We start from the raw sequence: 24,145 nt of genomic DNA on the forward strand, positions 1-24,145 counted from the left end.
TCAGTATCCGTGTCCGAGCGGCAGTTGGATCAGAACTCGCTTCGCGATGGCTTCACTGCCACCGGCAGGCCCCATGCGTTGTCGACCTCTTCGACCCATTTGCAATCTCAAAGATGGGTCCTCGAGGAGCTGTTTCAGACGTGTGTTGAGCTCATGGCTCGATTGGCAAGAACGCACCGCTCCACCGAGCAAACGACTTTGGCGTTTTGCGAACCCTTGGGTGAATTGAGGTCCTTTCCCAGGAAGGGAGAGAGCGGGAATGCCCAAGCCGACGAGTTGCTCGGTGGCTGTTCCGGCCGTGGCGACGCCCACTTCAGCCCATGGAGCCCAAAGCTCGAACTGTCCGGTCCCTAAGAGGACAAGGATCTGCCCTCTTAGCCAGCATGCTCCCGCCTGCAACGCATCACTGGGTGGTGGACTGGATCGAAATCCTTGGCGCTTGAGCTCTGAGCCAAGGGCTTGAAGGCTTGGCGTGCTGCCAAGCGCGACCAGCACGGCAATCGGTCGGTCGCTGGGCAACGGTGCCAACCCGAGCAGTAAGCGGCTGAAGTTGCGCTCCGCTTCTGGCATGCGGCTTCCGCACAGCAGCAGGATGCGCCTGCAGCGACTCAGGCTGGCAGGGGCGGATGTGTTACTCAACCCATCCATCATCGGATTGCCAGGGGCTTCCGCGCGGACCCCATGCTTTCGCAGTCCTCGCGCTGTTAAGCGGTCACGGGTGACCACCAAACGGCAGCGTTTGTTGCGCATGAGCAGCCATTCCCACGGATCCCATTCGCTCCCTTTAAGGGCGTGATAGTGATCGCTGAGGTCACGACCAGGGCCGCTGGACCAGGTGTAATCGCTTTTTGGGGTGCCCACAACGGCGAAGTGCCGTCCCGAACCCCAAGCCATCAAGAGCGGGAGCAGGTCTCCCACGGCAAGGACGGCGTCAATCTCAGCGCGAAGTTTGCGCAGGCATCGCCATTGCTGCCATGTGAGCAGGGGTAGCCCAGCGATTAAATCCGCAAAGAGGCCACTCAGGCTTTGATTGCTAAATCCGCCACTTGGGAGCGGCGCAGCGGGCCCAACCTGTTGGACCCAGCCTTCTTCGATGGCTGGCCTGAAGCTTCCGCCCGTCCCAACCAGTGGCAACACCTTCAGGGTGAGTTGCGGACGTTGGGTCCGAAGTGCCTCGATGATCTTTAAGGCGATGAGGTCTTCCCCGTGACCATTGCTGATGAGCAGCAGGGAACCTGAACCCTCGCTGATACGATCCGCTAGTGGAGCTGACGCTCCCCGAATGGCGGCATGGCCAAGTGGTAAGGCAGAGGATTGCAAATCCTTTATCCCCAGTTCGAATCTGGGTGCCGCCTTTAAGAAATTCCCTGAGAGTGCTGACTGTGATTGCATTCTCGGGGATTTCTTTTGGGACGACACGGGTAGGTAAACGGTAGGTAACCGTCTGGTTCCTTCCAGTCTCCCAAACGTCCGAGAACTTACCTGCTTCACCTCTGCTGAGGGGGGTTCTGAACGCAAGTGGTTTTGCGTGAAACCGCTGCCCCTCTGTCCCAAAACCCAAGAGTTGCCAGGACGCCAAAAACTGCCGTCACAACAGGGGTTTTGCCGTGTTCAAAACTCTGTACGGTTGATTTGTGCTGAAAACCCACTGGGTTTTGACCATGTCGCGATCAATCGGGTACGCCCGCTGTTCCACCACCCACCAAGACACCGCTGCTCAGACCGCTGAACTGAAGGGTGCGGGATGCGTGCAGGTGTTTGCCGAGAAGGTGTCCTCTCGTGCACCGCTGGAGAAACGTCACCAGTTGCGTGCCTGCCTGGAGACGCTGCAGAAGGGAGATGAACTGGTAATTTCCAAACTTGACCGCTTGGGACGGTCCCAGGTGGAGGTGATCAACCGTCTTGCTGACCTGCAGGAGAAGGGAATTCACATCAGGACCCTGGATGGACTGATCAACACCAGAGGACTGGGACGACTCGCCCCTTTGGTGATTGGACTGCTGACGGGTCTTTCTGAGGTTGAGAGGTCATTGATCCAAGAACGCACCAGAGAGTCCGTTGAACACCGCAGGAAGACGGGTGGAAACCTTGGTGGGAGACCCAAGACCTCAGAGAAGAAAGAACGTCTTGTGCTGCGTCTGAGGAGTGAGGGGGAGTCCTACAGGTCGATTCGTGATCAAACAGGGATCTCTGTATCAACGATTCAACGAATCCTCCAGAACCAGGAGGTCGCGTCATGACCAAGATCGATATCCAGTACCAGGATCAGTTCGGGAGATGGAGACACCTCCAGACCAAACACAATGAAGGTGATGCGTATCGCTCTGCCTCTCACCGCGCACGATCGACCGGGAAACGCCATCGACTGGTGGATCAAGACGGAACTCTTCTGGACTTGATCGATCCCTGAAATAAAAATCAAATAGTTAATCTATAAAGAGTGTATAGGGATCCTATTTGCCGAAATCAGTTTAAAAATATTGCTGCCTTCTGCGCCTCTTGTTGCCTAACCCTGTAAACACAAAGACTCGCTTGACCTGTATGAATAATCTCTGTATAATTGCTGAACACAAAGACAAAGATATTTAGACCCTCTGCAGAGGTAGAGATCGTCAAACTTTGCTTTAAGAGTCTCTGGAGTCCATTGGATTCCCCAAGGGACTCGGTGTACCCAGAGATAACCCTTAAATCTCAGAACTATTCCATAAGACCAGTAATACCAATGAGTTACCCCAAGTCAACCAAAACAAATCACCAGAGAAGAACCGATCGAAGAGAGGTTCATTCACGACCAACGGGAGTGAATGAGTCAAGATCCTCAAGGACGTTTCTGAATCAGAAACGTCCTTGAGGATCCATCAAGAGACCAGTTCTCATCCAAAGGTCCTCCAGGAACTGATCAGAGATCAATGGGAGAACAATTTCCAACCCCAGTGGTTCATCACATTGCTATGGAACGATCTCCCCACTCAATTCGATGTAGTTAAGGGTCATGCAGGAACATTTAGGAACGTCTTTTTGACCCAACTCATGGATTGCAATTCACCCACCAGGATTCCTGATCCTCCAGAACGACCATCCTTGATCTTTATGCAGGAGAGGAAACCAGTGATCGTTAAAGGACGACAGATCACTGCATTCCACACCCATCTCCATCTGGGTGCTCTACCTGACCCTCTGAACCACCTCTGGTACCTGGATCACCTGATTCATCAGAAGGTTTCTCCAAAGGTCCGGAAACTCCTCAAGACCACCTCAGAGGGGAACAGGGGTGTGGTGATCAAACCCTGGAACTGGGATCACCATGCGTTCTACAACCTGAAGGATTACTACTCCTACAGACACCATCAGGATCCTGATTTGGTTTTGGACTATGAGAATTCAGACCTTCTCTTTAACTAATCACTTTTACAAACATTATGAAACTCAAATTCTACGACCAGATCCCTTCTGCGCAAATTACCTTGTCAATAAGAGAACTGGTGATTCTTCAGTCACTTGCATCAAAACTTTTGACAGAAGACAAAATTTATGAATAAGCACTCCCTACTCTTTGCAATGAAGAGGATTCAGAATCGATTGTGGAGTTCGCTAAACAGTTAAGAGAAGAACTCGACACCTTGGTTGATGAGTCAGTTCTCACTCTTCCGTCAAAGAATCTTTAAATAGAATAAATAGAGATGTCCCCACCAGAGACATCTCTATGAAGACCCTTGCCAAACCAGATCAAAGGAATATCAATCTGTTCTTTGGGAAAAGGAATCAGACCACTCTGCAAAAGTTTGATTCCTTATACCATCAACTCAGACGATCCAGAACGGGTACTCTGGATTTCTTGATCACTCACTATGAATGGTTCCAGAACAATCGTAGTGAGGTGGTCAGATGAATATCACCATTCGGTTGACCAAGGTTGAGCACGAGATGCTGAAGGAACTTCAGAAGAGGGACAAGAGGTACAAGAAGGGATTGGAGGAAAAGTTTATGTCTGAAATGATTCAAGATTTCACCCTTCTGAGAAAGAAGCGGTGATTCCTTCAGGCAATTCATTGTAGATCTCAAATCCACCTTTATTCAACAACTGAATACAATCAGATTCACTTGCGCCGCCTAGGCACAGTTTAATCAGAGGAGAAAGGATTTTGCTTCTTTCTAGATCACTATTACAACAGTGTCTGGTCAGTTTAATGGGGATGCATCGACGCTCTTTGATTGGATTCTCAAGAAAACTCTTATATTGCGACAGGTCATGCTTTGTATCCCCAGAAAATACAAATTCTTGGGAACCATGTTTGTCGACATTTTTTAGAGACTTGTATTTCCATTCTTTAATGCTGTTTATCCTCTTCGCGACACGTTTATTTCGTCTCATTGTGGCAAAAAGTGATGGATTGTAGTCAGGGAAAACGGTATATTGAGGTGAAAATGCAATGATTGTCTTTGCATTAAGCAAAGGTCCCAGGAATAATGCGCTGGTGGCATTGCTGCTAACTCCAATGGCGACCACTTCAGAGAAAGATCCGAATAATGCAAAAAAATCCTTTAGGACATCCGTATCAATAGAATTTGACCAGGTCTCTTCTTTGTCAATAATCCTGAAAACATTGGCATTTTCAAAATCTGTATCTACAAAAGTACTTTCTAGATTAAGAAGTGCACCCCCACAATTGACTATGCACGTCGTGCTTTCTTGAACATGTTTGGCGAGTATGCGCAAAAATTCATCTTCGTAGAGGAGAATGAACTGATTTTGCTTTTTTCTGAATCCCTTTTGAACTTTTATTTTTGCTTCCTCAAGCCGTTTGAGTGCAACGAGATCTTGTGCTGCACGTCCATAACCATTCCAGTTGTCTGGATGGTGAGTGATTAAGAGTTCAGAATATTCAAGAGATTTTTCACGATCATTAGATGCACGGAAGACATCCGTTGCAATCGTCAGGAGGTTGACCTGGTTAGGGAGTTTCTCCAGTCCTGATTGAATTTGTTTCTGTGCTTCTTCAAACCGCTTGAGTGCAACTAGTTCTTGTGCTGCACGACCATATCCATTCCAGTTGTCTGGATGGTGAGTGATTAGAAGTTCAGAATATTCAAGAGATTTCTCACGATCACCTGATGCACGGTAGATATTAGTTGCAATGGTGAGGAGATTGATCTGGTTAGGGAGTTTTTCTAGACCTATCGCCAGTTCTTCTTTTGCTGCGCTGAGATCTTTGGATTTCAGTAGTTTTTTGATTTTATCTGCGAACGTCTTCCAGTCGCTCATGGGTTCGGGGGGGGGGGATAGGTAATTATTGCATGGTCTGCTCTTCGTAGTGACTAGAGGGTCGTGATGAAGTCGCTACCCTTTGTTTGCCCAAGACCAATTGCATATGGTCGCTCAAAAACTGCGAGTGATTCAGTCCAACGAGATGGGGTTTCGCTCTGCGGTTGGTGATGTGTGCTGGTCGGGTCTCAAATCCTTTACTGCCAAAGAAGAGAAATCTGGGTCAACGCTTAGGAAGACACTATTCATTTTGAAAAGATCAGACGGTCTCCGCGATTTTGCGGTTTTTGATTCTGTCTTTAACCACTTCAGAGACACTGACAGTAAATATGTCTTTGAGATCACTTCTGCCCCTATCGCGCTTCGGGATCAGATGATGATGGTTCATCTGATGTCTCGGAAGGATGTCAAACTTTCCGCAGTGGAACTGGTAGAGGAATTTGGTGAGTGAGTCTGGTTTTCATGAATCGTGAACGTATGGATCTCGCATCCAGTCGGTCCCGGTCGCTCCTTTGAGTTGTCCACGACCAGTTGCGAGTGCGTCAGTCGCTCTCTTCGCGTCGTAGTGGAAGTAGTGCTCCTGGACGTACTGGATTGAGGTGTCGCAGTTGTTGCTTGAGTGCTGATTAATAGTCCTCGTCTGTTCTCTTGACCATCGTCCACTTCCCTTCTTCAATCGTTTGACGCGATTCGTGTGCTGTCCGCTCTGCATCGATGTATCTCAGGTATGTGTTCCTGAGTTGGTCTGGACTGGTGTGACCGTTGTCCGCGAAAGAGTTGATCTTTGGAGGGATTGCTAATCCAGGGTCTTCTTCAAGGGTTAAACGAAATGCCGTGTGTCGAATGGTTGTCCATTTTCTGCCTGATGCAGGGAACTCGTTTTCGAAGGTTTTCGCCATTACGTGCTTAAGAAGGAAGTTCAGAGTCTTCAGGACATGACTGTCTGCCGGATTGCCTTCTGGTCTCTCGATCTGAGGAAGAACCAGGTATCCAGATGGTTTCCTCCTATGGAGTCGTTCCCAAAATCTGAATCCATCTTTTCTGTAGTGGGTCGTTTGATGAATTGGACGATCCTTTTTAGTTGTCTCCAAATTGCAGACAACAGTTTGGTTCCCCTGGTCCCTGAACCACTCGCTCTTGATTCGGTACATGTCTTCTGCTCGCAGGTAAAAGAACCACTCCAAGAGAAGTGCGTCATAGAGATCGCCCCAGTTGCGTTGGTTCAGTCGATTGCTCTTGCTCCACTCCAACTCCCAGTACTCGTCTGGATCCAGGAGTTGTCTCGCTGAGTCGAGAGACAAGTCCACCACTGCTGCCAGGAGTTGGTCCCACTGCTTTTGTGTCAGATGCTGAACCTGTTTGGTCTGCTTGCTGATCGCAGGGAATCTTGGAAATGCATGTCCAGGGAAGTCGTCCTCTGCCAGTGCCAGGAGTTTGTTGATCAGGGTCTTCTGCTGCCCCTTCATCCCACTGCCATTGGATCCGCCGCTTCCACGTGCACGTCTCTCCATAAGAGAGAAGTAGTCCTTGAAGTCCTGACTCGTAATCAGGTCAACGCTTCTGGACGCCCATGGTTGGTGACGGATGCCGTATTCGCTTGCTTCCCATTTCAGGGACTCCTCTCGCTTCCACCGCTTGAAATTGCGTTGGGTCTCCCGAGTTCGGGATTCAGACGTGAAATACCGCTCCCAATACTCGCCAAGTGAGTTCTTGCTCTGTTCTTCCTGTAAGTCCAGGACTGCTTTGCTTTCGTCCTGCCACTTCTGGAACAGGGTGACCGACCTCTTTGCCGCCTCGTGAGGGTCTTCTGTCCCCGTGGTCCTCTGGATGGTCAGACGCTTCCCTAGACCTCCCTTAGATCGCCCCTGATGGGGTCTTGGGTCGTCGCTGGGGTCTGGTAACCACTCTGCGTACAGAACCCGTGTATGGGTCTGTCGCTTGATCCTGAGGTTCTGCGGGTACGAACCACGCACTCCAAAAACCTTCGACACGTTCAGGGTCGTCCAGTTCTCGGGGAGTGATGCTTTGCCCACCTCGCTTACCTACCTGGGTCTTGTCGCCCAGTTCTGAACACTGACCCACTTTGCCGTCTCTGGTAGGTAAGTGGTAGGTAAGTTGTCGGTTTTCTTCGACTAGACCCCCGTGTTTATAGGGTTTTTATCTGTTTATCCCCAGTTCGAATCTGGGTGCCGCCTTTGATCTCAAAAGACCCGAACGAGATCTTTTCATGATTTGGCGTATCTCCACGCTACGCACAATCCTCGAATGTCTTGCTCAGAATCTGTCTCATTTGAGATGGGTTGTGGGCTCTGCGTTGAAGGGCTCTCATGGGGCTTGCGCTTGCCCCTTTTAGGCATCTTCCCAGATCTTCGTTAGGGCAACGCTTGATCGTGCACTTGGGTTCGTGCCTCGCACAGGGGTGCTTGGTTGTTGGGGATGAAGGTTGAGCCTTGAGGGGTTGGCTCTTGTGAATGACGCGCTGGAGGTCGAGGGTTAAGCGAAAAAAAAAGCCCCAGGAGCGTTCGATCTCCTGAGGCCTGAGTCGTTCTCATGCGACCGAACCGTTCTATCCGAATTGCTGAGTATTTGTGCTTACAGAATGCCGGCGGTTGAGGTTCGGCTCTCCGTGGCAGCTCCCGTTCACTCGCACCTGATCTGCCTTGGTGCCTGGGTGGCGATGGAGGGGCTTCAGCGGCAAAATGCAAGTTCTTTGCGAGGAAGATTAGGTGAAAAATATTAGAAATAGGGTTTGTGTTTTGCTCGGAGAAGAGCAAAGTGGTCGAAAAAGCACGTTTGTTGTTTAGGCTATTGGGCTTTTAATTCTCTTCTCCATTCCGCTGGCAATTCTTGCGACGGAGCCTGCGACGGAGCCGGTGGTTCGTGGCCCTCATTTTGGTCTTTTGGCGAAATTAGACCTGGTTGTCGCAATCTTGTTTCTTGTGGAATACCTCTCCCGTTTATGGATTGCGCCGCTCCGAGATGGGGCAGGGAAAGGGGTGAGAGGCGCCTTGGGTTACGCGATCACTCCAATGGCGATTCTTGATCTTGTTGCGATTGCGCCAACGATCCTTGGATTTATTAGTCCTGAGCTCTATCTGCTTCGACTGATTCGTCTTGTGCGAATTGGCAAGATAGGGCGTTCTAAGTGCTTTCAGAACTGCAAATTTCTGCCATCTATTCGGCTGTCGTGATTTGCATCAGTAGTGCATTGATGTATGTGGTTGAAGGAAGCGTGCGAACCGAGCAATTTGGCTCCATCCCTCGGTGCTTATGGTGGTCAGTGATTACCGTAACGACGGTTGGCTATGGAGATGTATCCCCAGAAACGGCAGCTGGAAAGATTGTTGCTGCGATGACGGCATGTTTGGATTGCTGTGATCGCAATCCCTATTGGCATTATTTCTTCTGGATTCACAGATTCTCTGAGTTTAGAAAAAACGGATTTAGATTCCAAGCGTGGTTGAGATTGCAGCCCAACTAGTAGAAGACCTGATCTCTTGGTTGTCATTTGTTCGCTTTGTTTAATACAGTCAAATAAAAAATTTTGAAATCTAGAAATGAGCCTCTGCTTTGTAGATCTCACCATTGATGTGCAGAGCGCTGCAGCGCAATACTCTGTCTTTCAATCTGCATTCTCCGTTGTTAGCGGCCCAAGCCTTGGGTAAGCCCGTTGCAATTCCATTGGAGTTGAATGATGCTTCTGCCACGCTTGAGACTGCGCTTTGCCACGACTGGGCGTCTAAGCGACAGGTTCCAGCGCTGCATTCCAAAGGTGATTCTCCCTGTGTTGTCAGGGTGACGAACGTGAGCTGCCTACGGGAATTTTTGGTGCTGCCGTGGCCAATCAAGCGGACCGCTACGACGGAGGCACTGCGTCCTTTGAGCTGCAAGGTGATGCAATCAGAGCTTTCTTGCTTGCTGCCGGTGAAGGAACACTCCTTCGTGTTCGTTTCATAGCGGCCAATTTTTAGATTCGGATCGGCAGCCCCTCTTAAAGGAAAGCTCATCGTGCTGCTCAGCAGCAGCAGGGTGCTGAGGCGCAAAGCAAGAGAGCGATCCATCATCTGTTCAGTAATTGTTTGTTCAGTAGTCGTTATCAGCTACGCAAATCCCCATGCATCGGATGCCATTGGTGGCGGTGCGGCGGCAGTGGGGACAAAGGACCTTTTCGCTTTGGCCTGTGGTCATTCCATCTCCTGCTCGATCGGATTCGGAGCCGGATGGGTTGCTCGTTTGCATGATGGATTCCGCGATCGATGCCATGGCGAACGCTGCTTTACGACGATCATGGCGTGAACAGTGAAAGGCCGGCGTGACGGGAATCGGATTTGGGACTTGGGCCTGGGGCAATCAATTGCTGTGGGGTTACCAGCCGGAGCGTGATGATCCCGATCTTGCGGCCACTCTGAGTGCAGCTGTTCAAGGCGGATTGTCGCTTGTGGACACCGCCGATTCCTATGGCACAGGACGCCTCAATGGGCGTAGCGAACGGTTGCTGGGTCAGTTTCTGCGTGCCATTGATCCTGTTCAGTCCCAAAAGCTCAAGGTGGCAACCAAGTTGGCTCCATTCCCTTGGAGGCTGGGACGCGGCGGGTTTAAGCGTGCGTTTGATGCCAGTAAAGAGCGTTTGGGAGGACGTTTGGATCGAATCCAATTGCATTGGTCCACGGCTCGCTATGCCCCTTGGCAAGAGTTGCCTTTGCTCGATGGGCTTGGGGACCTAGTCGAGCAAGGCTTGGTGCCAGAACTGGGCTTGTCCAACGTGGGGCCCAAGCGTCTTCGCTTCCTCCATGAACATCTCTTGAACAGAGGGATCTCCCTAAAAAGCGTGCAAGTTCAGCTGTCTCTGCTTGCTCCTGAACCGGTTCTCCATGGCGAGTTGGCGGATGTGTGCCGGGAGCTTGGTGTTGAGTTGTTGGCCTATAGCCCTCTATCTCTCGGGATTTTGGCGATTCCTCCAGGAGCGCAAGGCACCACCGCAACGATGTTGCGTTCAAGGTTGTTTCGGCGTCTGCTGCCAGCCAGTGAGGGCTTGCGTGCCGTCATGGTTGAAATCGCTGCAAGCCGAAGCGCTTCGATGGCCCAAGTGGCTTTGAATTGGTGCCGGGCCCATGGTGCTTGTCCGATTCCAGGATTGCGCCGCCCAGCCCAAGTGATTGATGTCACTCAAGCTTTGCAATGGTCGCTGAGTGAAACCGAGAGGCAAGCTTTGGATCAAGCCAGCAAAACAACAGTGGCACGCATGCCAGCTAATCCATTTCAGAGTGCCTGATCAGCAGGATCAGGATCAGGACTTACAACCACTGGCAAAGAGGATGCTTTGCCCTGGAATGGAATGACCTTGACCGGAGATGGATTGGACGTCTCTTCCTGCGCCTTGGATTGTTCACAGGCATTCAAAGCTTCTTGAAGAAGAGAATCGAATGTGGCCCCTGGCAGACGATGCCGGGCGATTTCAAGAAATGTTCTCGGTAGGGACTCTCCTGCAGCGCTCAGGACCGCTGGGTTTTCACGGCGCTGTTGTTGCTCATCTTCAATGGCACGAAGGAAACGATGGGTCACGTCTCGCTTGGTGCAGGCCTTAATCAGGGTGTCACGGTTGGCAATCGGCTGATCCGGAATCTCTTCAAGTTCAACGATCCTGCGCTCGAGGCTCTCGAGAACTTCAGCTGCTTCTTTGGTGATGTTGGCGAGTTGTCCGTCCGACAGGAAGGGCATATCGGCCACAAAGACCTTTCCATGATCTTTGAGGGCTAGAAAAGTAGGCCTGGCCCCTTGTCGATGGCCTGATGCACGGTCATAATTCCCGCCAAGAGGCCTCCGTGGAGGCGTAGGACCAGCAGAAGAGCGTCTACGGGTCGTTCTTTGAATTCTATCGAAAGCCATTCCTAATTAAAGATTTAATGCTCTGCTTGCGGCGAATGCCGAAGTGCCATAGCAACACTAACGATTTATATCCTAAATGGGTTTGGGAGCGCAGCCAGTTTGATGAACTGACGTCTTCTATCGAATGGGGGGCGGAATTCATGTTGGCAGTCCCAAGACGGGTCCGTTTCCATCCCCGCCTGTTGAACGTTCGATCCGTCCGATGGTCCAGGCCTGAAGTTTCTCCGCTTCGCATGCTTTCTTAGCGACCGCAACCCCTTCTTCGGGGACGATTAAGCAGTAACCAATGCCGAGATTGAAGGTATGCCAGAGGTCTCGTTCGGGGATGCCGCCATGGGATTGCAGCCAGTCATAGACAGCCGGGCGTACCCAGCTCGAAGGGTCCACGCTTGCTTGTAAACCGTTCGGTAGGCAACGAGGCAGGTTTTCTGGAAGCCCGCCTCCTGTGATGTGAGCCATTCCGTGAAGGGGTGTTCCTGCTTCGAGCAGGGTTTTCACAAGACGCCCATAGAGCTGTGTGGGGGTGAGCAAGGTCTCGATCAGAGATTGATCGTCGGGGCCTAATCTGGTTTCAGCATTGGCGCCAGCTTGGGTGAGCACCCTGCGGACCAGGCTGAAGCCATTGCTGTGAATGCCGCTGCTGGCAATGCCCAGAATGATGTCTCCTGCGCGGATCTGCCGCCCGTCGATCAGCTGCTCTTCTTCAACAACAGCCACGCAGAAGCCTGCTAGGTCGTAACGCCCTGGTGGATAGAACCCTGGCATTTCAGCGGTTTCACCACCCAACAAAGCGCAGCCACTCATGCGACATCCCTCGGCAATGCCCTCCACCACCGTGGCCATCGCTTCAGGGCTCAAAGCTCCAGTGGCCATGTAGTCGAGGAAAAAGAGGGGTTCTGCCCCACTGGTGATCACGTCGTTGACACACATGGCGACAAGGTCGATCCCCACGTCGTGATGCCGGCCATGGTCTTGAGCGAGTTCAAGCTTGGTGCCAACGCCATCAGTCCCTGACACCAACAGGGGTTTCTTGAGTCCTGCGGGAAGGCGCATCAGGCCGCCAAAACCACCGAGTCCGCCCACGACCTCTGGCCGGTGCGTGGCTTCCACGCTCTGGCGGATTCTGTTGACGAAGGCGCGCCCCGCCTCCACATCGACCCCAGCGGTTTTGTAGTCCATTCAAAAATGCTTCACTTCAATGATCCTCCTCTTTCATGGCTTGTGCTGTGCCTGATCTGAGATCGTCCGGACTACTGATGAGTGTGGCTTTTCCCTGGGATCAGGCTCCCTAATGCGTTATTGATTCTGTTGTGTTGCGTAGCCCTGTGCAGGTGTGACATCTCAGGGTTGCGTCAACGATTTCGTTCAAGCGAGATGTCTCAGCGTTCCTGAACACGATTGAAAAAGGTTTTTAGTTTGATCAAAGTTTGAAACGAGAGATCGTTCGCACCAGACGACTTTTTCCGCTTTGCTTGCGGACAAGGGTCGCTCTGCCAAGGCCGAACCATCGACTTGTATGTTCCGATCTTTCCCCTTCGCAACGCTCGCCACTGGGCTCTTCGCTACAGGCTTTGCCCTGTTTCCAGTCTTGGCGCGTGACGTACCCACCCTTGATCTCTACGACCCTTTCGAACCCTTGAGTTCAGAGACCGTTCAGGCCTCTGCTCCAACAGCCCCAGTGGTGGCTCCACCCCCTGCCGTCGCTCCGCCGAAACCTGCCAAAACGTTGGTTGTCTCCACCTCAACGGGAGAAGCCAGCTGGTACGGACCTGGCTTTTTTGGCAATCGCACCGCCAATGGAGAGGTGTTCAGGCCAGGAACCATGACCGCAGCGCATCGCACGTTGCCTTTTGGAACGAAAGTGAAGGTGACGAATCTCAGAAACGGCAAAGAAACGATCGTACGAATTAATGACAGGGGCCCATTCAGTGGCCATCGCGTCATCGATATCGCCCATGGCGCCGCTCAGCACCTTGGGTTGGTGTCAAGCGGCATCGCTCAAGTGCGCCTCGAGGTGCTGCGCTGAGCATTCAGGTTTGTCAATCCCTGCATGAACTTCAACGTTGGCGTCAATCCTGTGACGCCTCCGTGCATTTTGTTCCAACGATGGGGGGTCTTCATCACGGCCACGCCAGCCTGATTGCCGCGGCCTCCCTCCCAAAGTCAGGTGTGGCAGAGACCTTGGTGAGCGTGTTCGTCAATCCTTTGCAGTTTGGTGCGAATGAGGATTTCGCTCGCTACCCACGAACCTTTGAAGCGGACAGCGAACTGGCGGAGCTGTCTGGTGCTTCTGCAATCTGGTGTCCAAACGAGCAGCAGATTTACCCCGGTGGGATGGCTGAATCGTGGAGGGTTCAGGCGCCGAAATCGTTGCAGTCACGATTGTGCGGATCAACGAGGCCTGGTCACTTCGATGGTGTCGTCACAGTGGTGTGCCGTCTGTTGGCATTGGTCAGGCCGCATCAGTTGTTTTTGGGGGAAAAGGATTGGCAGCAACTCACTATTCTTCGCCGCATGGTGGTGGACTTGGGCTTGGAGGTTCGGGTGCGCAGTGTGCCCACCGTGAGGGATGGTGATGGTCTGGCTAGCAGTTCACGCAACCGTTACCTCAATGCTCATGAGCGCCAGCAAGGGGTGTTGTTTGCCCAGGTTCTACGCGATGCGAAATCTGCGTTCTTGAGTGGCGGCATGTCGCCGGACCCTGGTCAAGTTCGCCGTCATCTTGAGGAGGGAGGACTCGGAGTGGAATACGTCGACGTTGTTGACCCCTGGCTCTTACAGCCTTCCCAGCCCCATGAGGCATCCATTAATTTGCTTGCAGCTGCTGTTCGATGTGGCAGCACTCGCCTGATTGATCATGTCTTTTTAATGACGCGTTCTCCCCTCGTTGCCATTGATGGTCCTGCTGGTGCTGGTAAAAGCACGGTGACCAGGGCCTTTGCTGAGCGCCTCGGACTGGTCTACCTCGATACGGGAGCGATGTATCGCGCCGTGACGTGGTTGGTGCTCGAGCAGGGAATTGATCCTACTGATTCTGCGGCTGTGGACGTTGTGTTGCAGGATCTCGAGGTAGAACTTGCGCCCTTGCAGCGAGGTGTGCAGGCGGTGCGTGTCAATGGCCACGAGGTCACCGATGCCATTCGCGATCCGCGGGTGACGGCGTCGGTATCAGCGGTCGCGGCCCATGCTTGTGTCCGTGCTGCGCTGACTGCCCAGCAGCAGCGCATGGGCGCAGCGGGCGGTCTGGTCGCTGAAGGTCGTGACATTGGCACTGCAGTGTTTCCGGATGCAGAGCTCAAGGTGTTTCTCACTGCAACGCCGAAAGAGCGCGCTCGACGCCGTGCCCTCGATTTGGAGGAGAGAGGACATGAGGTGCCAGCTCTGCCTGACCTAGAAGCACAGATTGTTGAACGCGATCGCCTTGACAGCACCCGTGAGGTGGCGCCCCTGCTTCAGGCCGACGATGCCATCGAGTTGATCAGCGATGGCATGAGCATCGACCAAGTGATTGATGCCTTGGAAGATCTGTTCCGTCGTCGGGTGGCGGAAGAGGTCTGGCCAACCCCGCCTAACGGTTAGCGCTGAGTGGTTGGAGCCAAGAGGTCGTCTAGAAGGCCTTCGCAGGCATCGTCGAGTAGATCGAGCACATGTTCGAAGCCCCTCTCCCCTCCGTAATAGGGATCTGGAACCTCGAGCGTGTCTGCCCGACGCGCATGGCTGAGCATGAGGCGAATCTGGGCTGTGCTTCTGAGGCCGAATTCTTTGGCCATGCTGGTCACATTGCGCAAGTTGTCTCGATCCATGGTGAGAACGTGATCAAAGCTCTCTAAGTCGCCGCGTTCGAGTTGGCGGGCACGACTGGGCAGATGAATCCCTCGCCGCATGGCGGCTGCTTGCATGCGCTGATCGGCTGGATTGCCCACATGCCACCCACCGGTGCCAGCGGAATCAACAAGAAACTGGTCCGTGAGCTCTCTCTGCTCGATGAGGTGAAGAAACACGCCTTCAGCGGCGGGTGAACGGCAGATATTGCCAAGACAGACAAACAGCAACTTTGTTGTCATGAGGCCTTCAGGCGTTGCAGTGCCAACTTTGCCCTGAGACGCACCACGCCCACCTCTTCAGACTCCCCCGCAAGGATGTTCAGCGTGCTGCTGGCTTGATCACGAATGCTCCCAAGAAGCCTGCAATGGAGGAGGCAAAACTCCAACCCGTAGGCCACGGCGTAGCGCACGACCCACTCTCCATCCTCCCCTGCGTCAATCAGGGCCTGAAGACAACGCTCTGTTCTGTCTGGCGAATGGATCGAAGCTCCACTGATGGCGGCCAAACCTTTGGCCGCGGCGCGTCGCACGCTCGGGGCGATGTCCTGTTGGAGGGCCTGAATCAGCACATCGGTGCCGCGAGGATCCTTCAGTTCGGCCAAGGCGCGAATCGCCCATGCCCTAGCGCCGTAATCATGGGCATTGAGATTGCGAAGCAGGATCGGCACCACATCAGGGCCAAGGGCAATCAGTCCTCCCATCGCCACCGCTCCCACCGCTGGGTTGTTGAAGCTGAGCACTTCGATCAGTTTTGGCGCTGCCTTGAGATCCTTCAGGGTCGATAGCGATCGGGTGGCTTGGATCAGATCTGGAGTTGTGCGGGCACGATCGAGCTCTCGAATCGTGCTGCTTAGAAGGTCGGAGTGCGTCACAGCAGTGAATCCATGGCATCCAAAACCTTGGAATCGCCAGATTGTTCGGCCAATCCACGTAAGGCAACCAATTTGAGGCTGTTCTCAGCGGCGGTGGCTTGAATGGCTGGAAGGGAGGGGAGCCATCCTGTGGCCCCGAGATCGAGCAGCGCTCCACGGCGAACGAGCGGTGTTGGATCGTTGAGCAGTTGTTCCAATTGTTGGGCCCATTGCCCGTCTTGGGTGAGCTGCAGCATCGCTCGACACGCTGCACTACGAATCAAAGCTCGAGCGTGGTTGCAAAAGGGACGAATCACATTCAGCACGTCGGCTCTGTTGCTGCCAATCGATCCAAGCGCTTCAAGAATGGCTTCACAGGGCTCTTGCAACAGAGCTGAGTTCGGACGTTCTTGGCCAGCGATGGTTGGCCCGCTGGCGAGAAGGGAGCAAAGCGCTTTTACGGCGTTGGGGGCTTGCATCGAACCCAAGCTGCGTGCGGCTGCTTCTCGGATGCCGTAGTCATTGGATTGAAGGAGGCCTGAAAGGATGTCGGACGTCGAGGTCTCTTGGAGCCAACCAAGAGAGCGAATGGCATTGAGTGCAACCCCGCGACGATCTTGATCGTCTGGATGCTCCTGAAAAGTTTGCAGGGTTTTCAGGAGCAGGGGCACTGTCTGGGGATGTCGACTGCGCATCCTTCCGAGCCACCATGCGGCGTAGTACTGGTCGGATAGATCTGATTCTTGCTGCAAATTGCTGATGACTTGCTCTTCACTGAGGGGAGGGTGGTCGGCAGCGTCTGCAGCTGGAGTGTTGATTATGTCCATTGCGCAGGGATTTCCTCGTCCCATGTTCTGGTGCGTAAAAACCGAAACTCGCCCGCGATGGATCCCCAGCAGCGTTCATGGGTGACCGGGTCATGCCCTCGGTCGAGTGTTTCTAAAGCATCACCTTTGAGATGAAAGGTGCTGACTAAAACCGTGTCTTTTCCATCGCGTCGCACGATGCATTGGCATCCCGGTTCCATTTCACCGCGGTAGCCGCCATCAACCTCTGTGACTTGGTAATGGCATTGATCCATGGAGATCAGATCCTTGTCTTGAATTTGTCCTCGACAATCTGGATCAAACGTCGCTTCTGCAAAGCGATCCGGGTCCAGGAAGGTGTGGTTCCAGAGCTTGATCACTCCTGGGGATCGTTCTTCTGCTCTGATGACCCTTAAGCGGTAGGGATGGCTGGGATCTACGGCATAGGTCTGCTCCAGCAAAATCGATCCAGGTTGTAAGTGGAGGAGAGGTGTGTAGCGCAGAAAGATGTGAGCAAAAAAAGGCGGATTTTCGAATGCCTGCTCTTGGTTGCTGTATTCACCACAAATCTGCTGAACAAAACGGCGTACGGATGGCGTCATGTTCCGCTTTTAGGAGTTGCTTGACAATAAAAAAGAGCCCCTGGATGGGGGCCCCTTTTGACCAAAAACTCTTGGATTGATTTAGATCAGATCAGAGCGTTAATGGCGTAGTCGATGTAGCTGTTGGCTTCAGTGCCGGCATTGCCAGACAGACCGTGGTTGGCCTTGATGTACTTAAGGGCTTCCACATACCAGGATGGAGAAAGCTCAAAGGTGCGGTTGATCTCATCGAGACCAGCGATCAGGTAATCGTCCATGGGGCCTGTGCCACCAGCCACCAGGCAGTAGGTGATCATGCGCAAGTAGTAACCGATATCACGGGCACACTTGGCTTTGCCTTCACTGGTGGTGGAGTAGTTCGAACCCTGCATCTGAGTGGTGTAAGGGAACTTGGTGTAAACGGCTTGAGCGGCACCGTTCACCAAGGAGTCAGCCTTGGCGGTGAGACCTTTGGCAGCCTCGAGGCTGGCTTTGGCGCGATTGAAACGACCAGAAGCAGCCTGAACTTCAGTGTTGCTGAGGAAGCGGCCTTGTGAATCGGCTGCTGCTACAGCTTCGGTGAGGGGAGTTTTCATTGTTGAAAAGGGATTGAATCGTCGAGTCGGCTATGCCTGATCAGGCCACTGCAGCAGCAGCGCGGTCGAAATAGGTGCCGATTTCACTGGAGAGGGAAGAGCAATCACCTGAGGAGATGCCGGCTTTGTCGTTGACGATTGCCAGGGCAGCTTCTTTCATCAAGCTGACGCCAGCTGCAACGGAGGCGCCTGGTGTGCCCAAAGCCAAATAGGTCTCGCGCAGACCGTTCAGGCAACGATCATCGAGGACAGAAGCGTCACCTGTGAATGCTGAGTAGGTGACATAGCGCAGGATGATCTCCATGTCGCGAAGGCAAGCAGCCATGCGACGACTGGTGTAAGCATTGCCACCAGGAGCGATCAATGCAGGCTGCTGAGCAAACAGCTGGCGAGCAGCGTTGGCAACGATTGTGGAAGCGTTGCTGGAGAGACGACTCACAGAGTCGAGTCGCTTGTCGCTGTCGGAAACCATTGCCGACAGGGCATCGATTTCGCTGGAACTGATGAACTGGCCCCGGGCATCGGCCTGGGCGACAACCTTAGTGAAGGCGTCGAACATGGGAGAACTCCTTGGAACTGTCTGGAGGGGAAAAAGTCTTCAGACCTGGATGAGGACGGCACGGAAGCTGTGCCCATCCCGTCGGAACCGATTCTGACTAAAGAGGCTTGTCGCCCTCGACAGCTGTTCATAATGTTTAACTCCCCAGGTGGCAGAGGCCATCTGCTCAGGGCGTTTTCTCCCCCTACTCCAGGTCGAATAGAACGCCATGAATGAAGTTTTCGGTCCACTCGGGCCCGTGGAAGCGTCCAAGCATTCCGCGGGCGGGATCTTTCTCAGACCTGTAGGCGGTGTACTTCCGCTGTCCGCTTAAGAGATTTTGTTCTCGGCCTGAGCTTACGGATGTCGCTTCTTTGACCAGATCCAAATAGAGATGGAGATAGTCGAGATAAGCCGGCATCACAGCCTTCTCAATCAGCGCATCCCCTTCATCTCCTAGTGGTAAACGCGTCCAAAGGAAGCAGGGCGAGAAAAAGGGCTGAGCTTCTTCAGGGATGGGGCCTCCATCGGGAAGCTCTCGTCTCCAGCGCTCAAACAGCGGCGTCAGCCTTGACCAGACGTGCTCGGTATGGGTCGCGTCCGATTTAAGGGCTGGTTGAAGATCAAGAGCGATGAGGTGTCCGTTTGGAAGCGTGACGAGATCGGCGCCGAAAAAAGGCAGGTCATAGCTGGTTTTGGGATTCATCACCAGGTTGAGAACGGAAGCGGCTGAACCGGCTTCCACGCATGCGGCTCTGACCTGTCGAAGCTTTTCTGTGCTGCATCCCCAGGTTTCGGTGGTGGCACTGAACGGCCTTGTCTTGGAGCCACCGGTGTTGTGCTTATGCAGATAGGTCTGCTCAATCGGGTATGCCGTCGGCTGCATCGGCAGCAGTTGATCGATGGCCTGATCGAGAAACGGTGCCCAGCGCCATCCTTCTAATTGAATGGGGTCGAGGCTGGATTGGCGTGAGTTGCTCATAACGCAGCAGGGAAGAGAAAGGTGTGCAGGAATTTGTCAGACCAGGCTTTCCCGAAATGACTGGTAAACAAACCGTGAGCAGGATCCCGTTCGGCGCTGTAGACGTCATAGGCAATTTGAAGTTTGTCGACTTCGTCTGGCGGTAGCTGCGAGGGAACGGATTTGGCCGTGTCATGCAGCTCCCAGAAACATTTCATGAACTCATCAAAGGCCTGTGGGAGTGATTCGTGGGCTTGCTCAGCTCCCCCTCTGCAAAACAACAGCCACGGAGAGAAATATTGATGGGGGTCAAAGGAACGCATCGTTTCTTCCCCATTCAGTTCAGGGAAGCGTTCATTGAGCGCTTTCAGGCCTGAGAAGTGGCGTTTCAGGTACCCCTCGTCCTGAATCAAGGGTTGGAAATCAAGAACCGCTACCAACTTTTGACGCGCGCCAAACCAAAGAAGATCGATTCCCAGAATTGGATGATCGAGGTCATGGGATGGATAAGCCACGGAGTTGAGGACCTGCAGACTCTCTCCGGCATCGAGACGGGTGACACGCCAACGCCGGAAGCCCGGAACGTCCCATAACCAGCTGCGAATCGTGCTGGAGTTGCGCTCAGATCGCTGTAATTCGAATTCAGGAGAGATGGTTTGGGTCTGGCCTCCCCTCGCTTTGATGTCTTGATGCAGAGTTTCGAGAAAGGGGTCGAACATTTCAGATCTCTCGTTCTGCGGTGTGCCTGGCAAGGGCCAGAATGTCAGCGTCGCTAGGGCAACGACGCTCTGTGCAGTAAGTCGTCATGGTGACGCCGTCGAGGTTTTGTACGGAACTCACGCGCATGCGCAGCTGGTCGGTCACAAACCAGCAACGTTCAATGCCAACGCTGGTGTCGTATCGGGTGGTGATCGTTAGCACTCCATCTTCAGCAAAGCAGTAAGAGCTCAGAACAGCTTGTTTTTCGACGTATCCCTTGTCTCGAACGAGGAACCCTTTTGCTGAATCTTCAGGGTTCACGACATTCACAAGAGCCGCTGCACGATCCTCACTCCGATCGCTCAGTTTGAGATTGCTTTCCCACCAGAAACGTGCACCTCCGCAGCCTCGGGAGGGGTCCACACCCAGAGCGGCGCAAATAGCGGCCACACTGTTGTCATTAGGCCCGAAGGGCTCAACGATCAGGTTGGAATCTCCATCTTCATCATCTTGATGGTCTTGGTGATGGACCACCCGACGAATCATCCAGATGCCGGCACTGGCTTCAAGGAATGCCGTCATCGTCATGGGTGTTTCAAACCCGTCGGTCGAGGGAGACGATCCCTCAGCACTCATGACCTCTAAAGATGAGTCGCTCACTGTCATAGGGCCATTCGACTGAAAAGTAGGGACTGTCTCCATTAATTGGAGGCTTTCACCGTTCGAACTTGTTCTTCGAGTTGATGAAGGATTTGGGTCAGACGTTGAAGCTCTGGATGCTCCGCAATGGAGGCATCGATGCGTTTCTGAGGGAGTTTGAGCTTTTGACCCATGCCAATCACATCTTTGCGTAGCCGTTCCATGTAGGCCGTGAGCTCCTCAATCGACTCTTGAAGTTCGCTCAAAGATGATTCAGCCATCGCCTTTCAAGGGTTTTGGAAAGGCTAATAGAGGGGTTTGCTTGGAAAATCGCTAGCGCTAGCGATTTAAATCTGAAGCAAATGTTAAATACTGCCCCTCCCTGTGCTGGTTGAGAAGGGTTTTGGGCTTTTCTCGGTCATCGAACCCTTTCCAGGACAGGTTCTCTCAGTGATCGGCTCAAAACGGTGACGAACCTTTGCGTGATCTGCGCAAAACGCACGGCCCCCCAGTTTGCGCCCCTTAAGTTGATTGGGCTTTCGACCACGAAACGGATACGTCAGGTTTTCTTGACTCCTTATCAAGTCTTAGGCCTCAAGCTCCCTTAGTCCGGCTCCCAATGCTCGACGCATTCTCCCGCTCAGTTTTGAGCGCTGACGCCAAAACCGCTCCTGTTGGTGCTGGCGACATCGCTGCTCTCCGTTCGTACGTTGCCGACGGCAACAAGCGACTTGACGCTGTCAACGCAATTACATCCAATGCTTCCTGCATCGTTTCCGATGCAGTGACAGGCATGATTTGTGAGAACACAGGTCTGATCCAGGCCGGTGGTAACTGCTACCCCACCCGTCGCATGGCTGCTTGCCTGCGTGATGGTGAGATCGTTCTCCGTTACATCTCCTACGCACTTCTCGCCGGTGACGCTTCTGTCCTCGACGATCGTTGCCTTAATGGTCTGAAAGAGACCTACATCGCTCTTGGTGTACCTGCACAGTCCGCAGGCCGCGCTGTTGCCATCATGAAGGCTTCAGCGACTGCGCACATCGGCGAGACCAACACCCCCGCACTGGGTGGCACCAAGTTCCGCAAGATGGAAACCATCCAGGGCGATTGCTCTGCTTTGGTTGCTGAGGCTGCCTCTTACTTCGATCGCGTGATCAGCGCCATCAGCTGAGTCATCCGGTTTTTCTTTTTTTAACGCAAACCTCCATCTAAAGGATCTCAACGATGAAATCCGTCGTCACGACCGTTGTGACTGCTGCAGATGCAGCAGGTCGCTTCCCTTCTCAGAACGACCTCGAAGCCGTTCAAGGCAACATCCAGCGTGCTGCTGCCCGTCTTGAAGCTGCTGAAAAGCTGGCCTCTGGTCTCGATGCAGTCACCAAAGAAGCTGGTGATGCTTGCTTCAACAAGTATCCCTACCTCAAGCAGCCCGGTGAGGCTGGTGAGAACCAGACCAAGGTGGACAAGTGCTACCGCGATCTGGGCCACTACATGCGCCTGATCAACTACTGCCTGATTGTTGGCGGTACAGGCCCTCTCGATGAGTGGGGAATCGCTGGTGCTCGTGAGGTTTACCGCGGCTTAGGTCTGCCTACTTCCGCTTACGTGGAAGCTCTCACCTACACCCGTGACCGCGCTTGTGCACCTCGTGACATGAGCCCCCAGGCTCTGAACGAGTTCAAGTCCTACCTCGATTACACCATCAACGCTCTTTCCTGAAGACGTTGGTTTAGGTCCTTAAACGGAACGAAAGGAGGCCAATTGGCCTCCTTTTTTTATGCCATTTCCTAAGCTAGCGAGGCAGTGGATTGGTTTTCTAGTAGATTTATATGGACGATTTGATGGGTTTCAAGCGTCTTTCATTGCTTTGATTTCATGGCTTCTTCGAATGACCAGCGTCGTGAATTGGATGATCTCTTCGCTGATCTAGCCCATCCCAATCCGAGGATTCAGCAAGAGGCTTATACAGCAATGGTTGATGATTGGCCGGAAGAATCTGTTCCACGCTTGTTGTCTTTACTCGATCAACCAGATGTTTCTTTGCGCCGCGCCGCGGTGCGAGGTTTAGGTGCTTTTGGAGTGTCGACTCTGCACCCTCTAGCTGACTTATTTGCTCAGAGCACCGATGGAACGGTGCGGGCAAGTTGTGTGAAAGCCTATGCGCAGATCGCCTCAAACTATCCAGAGCAAGACTTCAGCTCCGAGGCGATGTCTCTCTTGGAAGTTGCTCTCGATGATGTCTCGCCAGTTGTTTCTCAGTCTGCCGTGATGGCATTGGGCCAAGTGGGCACGCAAGCACTCCCTCTTTTGATTCGCATTTGCAAGGGTGGCAATATTGCTCATATTCAGTCTGCAGCGATGGCATTAGCAGAAATTCCAGATCCTGCGGCGGAACAGTGCTTAAGAGACATTTTGGCTGACCCTGAAACAGATCCACTCTCGCGTGAGACTGTCGATGCTTCTTTAAGTCGGTTGATTGGCCAAAGGTAATGCCAGGGGAAGATGATCGCTGAGGCTTTGAAATTGATTAATCATTTTCGTCGCGAGATAGTTGATTGATTGCAAGGTTGAAAATGGTTATCACGCTGCTGTCTTGTTCATGCTCAAGTTCTGTGCGGAGTCTCGAGATCACCTGCGGATCCCTAAGTTTCATGAGTGAAAGTGCTGCATTCTTTCGTACCTGAGCATCTTGATCGCGCAACATTGGCAGTAGGAGTGGGGCTCCCCAGTTGGTGTCATGAAGCTTCCCTAGCAATGTGGTTGCCTCGGCTCGAACCTCTTCTTCTGGATCCTTCAGTGCATTTTGCAGAAGTTCACGGGCATCAAGATCGTCAAGTTGTTGGATCTGATCACCCAGGGCTGCAATGGCGGCTGTTCTTACTTGTGCATGTTCTGAACAGGCTGCTTTGCGCAGGGCTTCTGGTGCTTTTGCTCCCACAAAAGACAACCCCCAACTCGCTAGCCCAATTTGCATTTGACTGCTTTTAGGGTTGATGAGCACATCAAGAAGGCCATCAACGGATGCTGCACCAATGCATGCCATGGCACCTACTGCAGACCCTTGGACGACAGGATCGGGATCCTCCAAGAGAGCTTCAAGGAGATCGGGTAGTGCTTTCACGTCATTAATTAACGTCAGCGTTTTGGCAGCAGCTCGACGAACGGTGACGTTCTCGTGCCGTCGCATCGCAATGCAAAGTGAGGGCACGGCAGCGCTGCCGACCGCACCCAAACTTTCCGCAAAAGTAAGTCGTAATAAGCCACGTTTATCCCCTAATCCAGCCACCATTTTTTCAATGGCATCACTGTCGCCTGCCGGTATTTCTCCTTGGCGCAACTGTTGCTTAAGTCCTTCGGCAAGCTGCGCTGCTTCTTCTCCACTCAGTTGGATTTGATCAGAGCTATTGGGCTGAGCTGAAGGGTGTGACACTGGAGGATGAACGCGATAGTCCATTATCGACCTCGTTCGATCGCTATGGTCATGAAAGCAACGAGATT

Annotated in this window: 30 protein-coding genes and 1 tRNA gene; 13 read left to right on the plus strand and 18 right to left on the minus strand. The window is 53.0% G+C overall.

Annotated elements, in window-relative coordinates; translation table 11 throughout:
• Positions 1-1,230, minus strand: coding sequence for a lipid-A-disaccharide synthase-related protein (locus SynROS8604_RS03005; protein WP_186545774.1), 1,230 nt, complete (start codon positions 1,228-1,230; stop codon positions 1-3).
• A gap of 54 nt (positions 1,231-1,284) precedes the next feature.
• Between SynROS8604_RS03005 and SynROS8604_RS03010 the strand changes: the two genes are divergently transcribed.
• From SynROS8604_RS03010 to SynROS8604_RS03025, 4 genes are all read left to right on the plus strand, one after another.
• Positions 1,285-1,355 (plus strand) — tRNA-Cys (locus SynROS8604_RS03010).
• A gap of 306 nt (positions 1,356-1,661) precedes the next feature.
• Positions 1,662-2,240 (plus strand): recombinase family protein, encoded by a 579-nt coding sequence (locus tag SynROS8604_RS03015; RefSeq protein WP_186545079.1) that lies wholly within the window; start codon positions 1,662-1,664, stop codon positions 2,238-2,240.
• Complete coding sequence (locus SynROS8604_RS03020) at positions 2,237-2,410, plus strand: hypothetical protein (RefSeq protein WP_186545080.1); 174 nt, start codon at positions 2,237-2,239, stop codon at positions 2,408-2,410. The genes SynROS8604_RS03015 and SynROS8604_RS03020 overlap by 4 nt, the downstream gene beginning before the upstream one ends.
• A gap of 620 nt (positions 2,411-3,030) precedes the next feature.
• A complete protein-coding gene (locus tag SynROS8604_RS03025) occupies positions 3,031-3,402 on the plus strand; it encodes a hypothetical protein (RefSeq protein WP_222930125.1) in 372 nt (123 codons plus the stop codon).
• Between the two features lie 604 nt (positions 3,403-4,006).
• Here SynROS8604_RS03025 and SynROS8604_RS03030 read toward each other — a convergent pair.
• Complete coding sequence (locus SynROS8604_RS03030; protein WP_186545082.1) at positions 4,007-5,263, minus strand: lipopolysaccharide assembly protein LapB; 1,257 nt, start codon at positions 5,261-5,263, stop codon at positions 4,007-4,009.
• Positions 5,264-5,345: 82 nt separating this feature from the next.
• Between SynROS8604_RS03030 and SynROS8604_RS03035 the strand changes: the two genes are divergently transcribed.
• Positions 5,346-5,714, plus strand: a complete 369-nt coding sequence (locus SynROS8604_RS03035; protein ID WP_186545083.1) for a hypothetical protein — start codon at positions 5,346-5,348, stop codon at positions 5,712-5,714.
• A 175-nt stretch (positions 5,715-5,889) separates the two neighbouring features.
• On the opposite strand, the gene SynROS8604_RS03040 is transcribed toward SynROS8604_RS03035, so the two are convergent.
• The gene (locus SynROS8604_RS03040) at positions 5,890-7,254 is read right to left on the minus strand and encodes a hypothetical protein (protein WP_186545084.1); all 1,365 of its coding nucleotides are present in this window, start codon (positions 7,252-7,254) and stop codon (positions 5,890-5,892) included.
• A gap of 852 nt (positions 7,255-8,106) precedes the next feature.
• Here SynROS8604_RS03040 and SynROS8604_RS15650 point away from each other — a divergent pair.
• The gene (locus tag SynROS8604_RS15650) at positions 8,107-8,454 is read left to right on the plus strand and encodes an ion transporter (RefSeq protein ID WP_255445274.1); all 348 of its coding nucleotides are present in this window, start codon (positions 8,107-8,109) and stop codon (positions 8,452-8,454) included.
• Between the two features lie 20 nt (positions 8,455-8,474).
• The gene (locus tag SynROS8604_RS15655) at positions 8,475-8,744 is read left to right on the plus strand and encodes a potassium channel family protein (RefSeq protein WP_255445275.1); all 270 of its coding nucleotides are present in this window, start codon (positions 8,475-8,477) and stop codon (positions 8,742-8,744) included.
• Positions 8,745-8,814: 70 nt separating this feature from the next.
• Here the strand turns inward: SynROS8604_RS15655 and SynROS8604_RS03050 are convergent, their stop codons facing one another.
• Both SynROS8604_RS03050 and SynROS8604_RS03055 read right to left on the minus strand, forming a co-directional pair.
• Positions 8,815-9,327 carry a hypothetical protein gene (locus SynROS8604_RS03050; RefSeq protein ID WP_255445162.1) on the minus strand — a complete coding sequence of 171 codons (513 nt, stop codon included), beginning with the start codon at positions 9,325-9,327 and terminating at the stop codon, positions 8,815-8,817.
• Positions 9,328-9,346: 19 nt separating this feature from the next.
• Positions 9,347-9,526, minus strand: coding sequence for a hypothetical protein (locus SynROS8604_RS03055; protein WP_186546116.1), 180 nt, complete (start codon positions 9,524-9,526; stop codon positions 9,347-9,349).
• A 49-nt stretch (positions 9,527-9,575) separates the two neighbouring features.
• Here SynROS8604_RS03055 and SynROS8604_RS03060 point away from each other — a divergent pair, with 49 nt between their 5' ends.
• Complete coding sequence (locus SynROS8604_RS03060) at positions 9,576-10,535, plus strand: aldo/keto reductase (protein ID WP_186545085.1); 960 nt, start codon at positions 9,576-9,578, stop codon at positions 10,533-10,535.
• Here the strand turns inward: SynROS8604_RS03060 and SynROS8604_RS03065 are convergent.
• Together SynROS8604_RS03065 and purM are read right to left on the minus strand one after the other, a co-directional pair.
• A complete protein-coding gene (locus SynROS8604_RS03065; RefSeq protein ID WP_186545086.1) occupies positions 10,523-11,149 on the minus strand; it encodes a histidine phosphotransferase in 627 nt (208 codons plus the stop codon). The two genes, SynROS8604_RS03060 and SynROS8604_RS03065, sit on opposite strands and share 13 nt — an antisense overlap.
• 138 nt (positions 11,150-11,287) lie before the next feature.
• Positions 11,288-12,328, minus strand: coding sequence for a phosphoribosylformylglycinamidine cyclo-ligase (gene purM, locus SynROS8604_RS03070; RefSeq protein WP_186545087.1), 1,041 nt, complete (start codon positions 12,326-12,328; stop codon positions 11,288-11,290).
• Positions 12,329-12,665: 337 nt separating this feature from the next.
• Between purM and SynROS8604_RS03075 the strand changes: the two genes are divergently transcribed.
• Together SynROS8604_RS03075 and SynROS8604_RS03080 are read left to right on the plus strand one after the other, a co-directional pair.
• Positions 12,666-13,175 carry a septal ring lytic transglycosylase RlpA family protein gene (locus SynROS8604_RS03075; RefSeq protein ID WP_186545088.1) on the plus strand — a complete coding sequence of 170 codons (510 nt, stop codon included), beginning with the start codon at positions 12,666-12,668 and terminating at the stop codon, positions 13,173-13,175.
• 62 nt (positions 13,176-13,237) lie between these two features.
• On the plus strand, positions 13,238-14,728 hold the full coding sequence (locus SynROS8604_RS03080; RefSeq protein ID WP_370586541.1) for a bifunctional pantoate--beta-alanine ligase/(d)CMP kinase: 1,491 nt from the start codon (positions 13,238-13,240) through the stop codon (positions 14,726-14,728).
• On the opposite strand, the gene SynROS8604_RS03085 is transcribed toward SynROS8604_RS03080, so the two are convergent.
• The 10 genes from SynROS8604_RS03085 to SynROS8604_RS03130 form a co-directional block, all read right to left on the minus strand.
• Complete coding sequence (locus SynROS8604_RS03085; RefSeq protein ID WP_186545089.1) at positions 14,725-15,213, minus strand: low molecular weight protein-tyrosine-phosphatase; 489 nt, start codon at positions 15,211-15,213, stop codon at positions 14,725-14,727. The genes SynROS8604_RS03080 and SynROS8604_RS03085 overlap by 4 nt on opposite strands.
• Entirely contained in the window at positions 15,210-15,845 is a 636-nt protein-coding gene (locus SynROS8604_RS03090; RefSeq protein WP_186545090.1) for a HEAT repeat domain-containing protein, read from the minus strand. The genes SynROS8604_RS03085 and SynROS8604_RS03090 overlap by 4 nt, the downstream gene beginning before the upstream one ends.
• A complete protein-coding gene (locus SynROS8604_RS03095; protein WP_186545091.1) occupies positions 15,842-16,651 on the minus strand; it encodes a HEAT repeat domain-containing protein in 810 nt (269 codons plus the stop codon). Before SynROS8604_RS03095 ends, SynROS8604_RS03090 begins: the two co-directional genes overlap by 4 nt.
• On the minus strand, positions 16,642-17,232 hold the full coding sequence (locus SynROS8604_RS03100) for a chromophore lyase CpcT/CpeT (RefSeq protein WP_186545092.1): 591 nt from the start codon (positions 17,230-17,232) through the stop codon (positions 16,642-16,644). The genes SynROS8604_RS03095 and SynROS8604_RS03100 overlap by 10 nt, the downstream gene beginning before the upstream one ends.
• Before the next feature lie 86 nt (positions 17,233-17,318).
• Positions 17,319-17,807 carry a phycocyanin subunit alpha gene (gene cpcA, locus SynROS8604_RS03105; protein WP_115070736.1) on the minus strand — a complete coding sequence of 163 codons (489 nt, stop codon included), beginning with the start codon at positions 17,805-17,807 and terminating at the stop codon, positions 17,319-17,321.
• A 40-nt stretch (positions 17,808-17,847) separates the two neighbouring features.
• A complete protein-coding gene (locus SynROS8604_RS03110) occupies positions 17,848-18,366 on the minus strand; it encodes a phycocyanin subunit beta (RefSeq protein ID WP_186545093.1) in 519 nt (172 codons plus the stop codon).
• A 184-nt stretch (positions 18,367-18,550) separates the two neighbouring features.
• On the minus strand, positions 18,551-19,327 hold the full coding sequence (locus tag SynROS8604_RS03115) for a phycoerythrobilin:ferredoxin oxidoreductase (RefSeq protein ID WP_186545094.1): 777 nt from the start codon (positions 19,325-19,327) through the stop codon (positions 18,551-18,553).
• On the minus strand, positions 19,324-20,025 hold the full coding sequence (locus SynROS8604_RS03120; protein WP_186545095.1) for a 15,16-dihydrobiliverdin:ferredoxin oxidoreductase: 702 nt from the start codon (positions 20,023-20,025) through the stop codon (positions 19,324-19,326). The genes SynROS8604_RS03115 and SynROS8604_RS03120 overlap by 4 nt, the downstream gene beginning before the upstream one ends.
• A gap of 1 nt (position 20,026) precedes the next feature.
• Positions 20,027-20,587 carry a phycobiliprotein lyase gene (locus SynROS8604_RS03125; protein ID WP_038014914.1) on the minus strand — a complete coding sequence of 187 codons (561 nt, stop codon included), beginning with the start codon at positions 20,585-20,587 and terminating at the stop codon, positions 20,027-20,029.
• Between the two features lie 119 nt (positions 20,588-20,706).
• Entirely contained in the window at positions 20,707-20,925 is a 219-nt protein-coding gene (locus SynROS8604_RS03130; protein WP_006854880.1) for a hypothetical protein, read from the minus strand.
• Between the two features lie 338 nt (positions 20,926-21,263).
• On the opposite strand from SynROS8604_RS03130, the gene cpeB reads away from it, so the two are divergent.
• The 3 genes from cpeB to SynROS8604_RS03145 all read left to right on the plus strand — a co-directional run bounded on the left by cpeB (position 21,264) and on the right by SynROS8604_RS03145 (position 23,137).
• A complete protein-coding gene (gene cpeB, locus SynROS8604_RS03135) occupies positions 21,264-21,818 on the plus strand; it encodes a class 1 C-phycoerythrin subunit beta (RefSeq protein WP_006854881.1) in 555 nt (184 codons plus the stop codon).
• A gap of 53 nt (positions 21,819-21,871) precedes the next feature.
• A complete protein-coding gene (cpeA, locus tag SynROS8604_RS03140) occupies positions 21,872-22,366 on the plus strand; it encodes a class 1 C-phycoerythrin subunit alpha (RefSeq protein WP_006854882.1) in 495 nt (164 codons plus the stop codon).
• A 156-nt stretch (positions 22,367-22,522) separates the two neighbouring features.
• On the plus strand, positions 22,523-23,137 hold the full coding sequence (locus tag SynROS8604_RS03145) for a HEAT repeat domain-containing protein (RefSeq protein WP_186545096.1): 615 nt from the start codon (positions 22,523-22,525) through the stop codon (positions 23,135-23,137).
• A 37-nt stretch (positions 23,138-23,174) separates the two neighbouring features.
• Here SynROS8604_RS03145 and SynROS8604_RS03150 read toward each other — a convergent pair whose 3' ends face one another.
• A complete protein-coding gene (locus SynROS8604_RS03150) occupies positions 23,175-24,101 on the minus strand; it encodes a HEAT repeat domain-containing protein (RefSeq protein WP_186545097.1) in 927 nt (308 codons plus the stop codon).
• Positions 24,102-24,145 lie beyond the last annotated feature (44 nt).

Source organism: Synechococcus sp. ROS8604 (genome assembly GCF_014279655.1).
In the GTDB taxonomy this organism is placed as follows: domain Bacteria; phylum Cyanobacteriota; class Cyanobacteriia; order PCC-6307; family Cyanobiaceae; genus Synechococcus_C.

Excerpts from the sequence above, each read along its gene's own strand:
- SynROS8604_RS03015 (WP_186545079.1), top strand. The coding sequence starts at position 1,662 with ATGTCGCGATCAATCGGGTACGCCCGCTGTTCCACCACCCACCAAGAC.
- SynROS8604_RS03020 (WP_186545080.1), top strand. The coding sequence starts at position 2,237 with ATGACCAAGATCGATATCCAGTACCAGGATCAGTTCGGGAGATGGAGA.
- SynROS8604_RS03025 (WP_222930125.1), top strand. The coding sequence starts at position 3,031 with ATGGATTGCAATTCACCCACCAGGATTCCTGATCCTCCAGAACGACCA.
- SynROS8604_RS03030 (WP_186545082.1), bottom strand. The coding sequence starts at position 5,263 with ATGAGCGACTGGAAGACGTTCGCAGATAAAATCAAAAAACTACTGAAA.
- SynROS8604_RS15655 (WP_255445275.1), top strand. The coding sequence starts at position 8,475 with ATGTATGTGGTTGAAGGAAGCGTGCGAACCGAGCAATTTGGCTCCATC.
- SynROS8604_RS03050 (WP_255445162.1), bottom strand. The coding sequence starts at position 9,327 with ATGATGGATCGCTCTCTTGCTTTGCGCCTCAGCACCCTGCTGCTGCTG.
- SynROS8604_RS03055 (WP_186546116.1), bottom strand. The coding sequence starts at position 9,526 with ATGGCATCGATCGCGGAATCCATCATGCAAACGAGCAACCCATCCGGC.
- SynROS8604_RS03065 (WP_186545086.1), bottom strand. The coding sequence starts at position 11,149 with ATGGCTTTCGATAGAATTCAAAGAACGACCCGTAGACGCTCTTCTGCT.
- purM (WP_186545087.1), bottom strand. The coding sequence starts at position 12,328 with ATGGACTACAAAACCGCTGGGGTCGATGTGGAGGCGGGGCGCGCCTTC.
- SynROS8604_RS03075 (WP_186545088.1), top strand. The coding sequence starts at position 12,666 with ATGTTCCGATCTTTCCCCTTCGCAACGCTCGCCACTGGGCTCTTCGCT.
- SynROS8604_RS03085 (WP_186545089.1), bottom strand. The coding sequence starts at position 15,213 with ATGACAACAAAGTTGCTGTTTGTCTGTCTTGGCAATATCTGCCGTTCA.
- SynROS8604_RS03095 (WP_186545091.1), bottom strand. The coding sequence starts at position 16,651 with ATGGACATAATCAACACTCCAGCTGCAGACGCTGCCGACCACCCTCCC.
- SynROS8604_RS03100 (WP_186545092.1), bottom strand. The coding sequence starts at position 17,232 with ATGACGCCATCCGTACGCCGTTTTGTTCAGCAGATTTGTGGTGAATAC.
- cpcA (WP_115070736.1), bottom strand. The coding sequence starts at position 17,807 with ATGAAAACTCCCCTCACCGAAGCTGTAGCAGCAGCCGATTCACAAGGC.
- SynROS8604_RS03110 (WP_186545093.1), bottom strand. The coding sequence starts at position 18,366 with ATGTTCGACGCCTTCACTAAGGTTGTCGCCCAGGCCGATGCCCGGGGC.
- SynROS8604_RS03115 (WP_186545094.1), bottom strand. The coding sequence starts at position 19,327 with ATGAGCAACTCACGCCAATCCAGCCTCGACCCCATTCAATTAGAAGGA.
- SynROS8604_RS03120 (WP_186545095.1), bottom strand. The coding sequence starts at position 20,025 with ATGTTCGACCCCTTTCTCGAAACTCTGCATCAAGACATCAAAGCGAGG.
- SynROS8604_RS03125 (WP_038014914.1), bottom strand. The coding sequence starts at position 20,587 with ATGACGGCATTCCTTGAAGCCAGTGCCGGCATCTGGATGATTCGTCGG.
- SynROS8604_RS03130 (WP_006854880.1), bottom strand. The coding sequence starts at position 20,925 with ATGGCTGAATCATCTTTGAGCGAACTTCAAGAGTCGATTGAGGAGCTC.
- cpeB (WP_006854881.1), top strand. The coding sequence starts at position 21,264 with ATGCTCGACGCATTCTCCCGCTCAGTTTTGAGCGCTGACGCCAAAACC.
- cpeA (WP_006854882.1), top strand. The coding sequence starts at position 21,872 with ATGAAATCCGTCGTCACGACCGTTGTGACTGCTGCAGATGCAGCAGGT.
- SynROS8604_RS03145 (WP_186545096.1), top strand. The coding sequence starts at position 22,523 with ATGGCTTCTTCGAATGACCAGCGTCGTGAATTGGATGATCTCTTCGCT.
- SynROS8604_RS03150 (WP_186545097.1), bottom strand. The coding sequence starts at position 24,101 with ATGGACTATCGCGTTCATCCTCCAGTGTCACACCCTTCAGCTCAGCCC.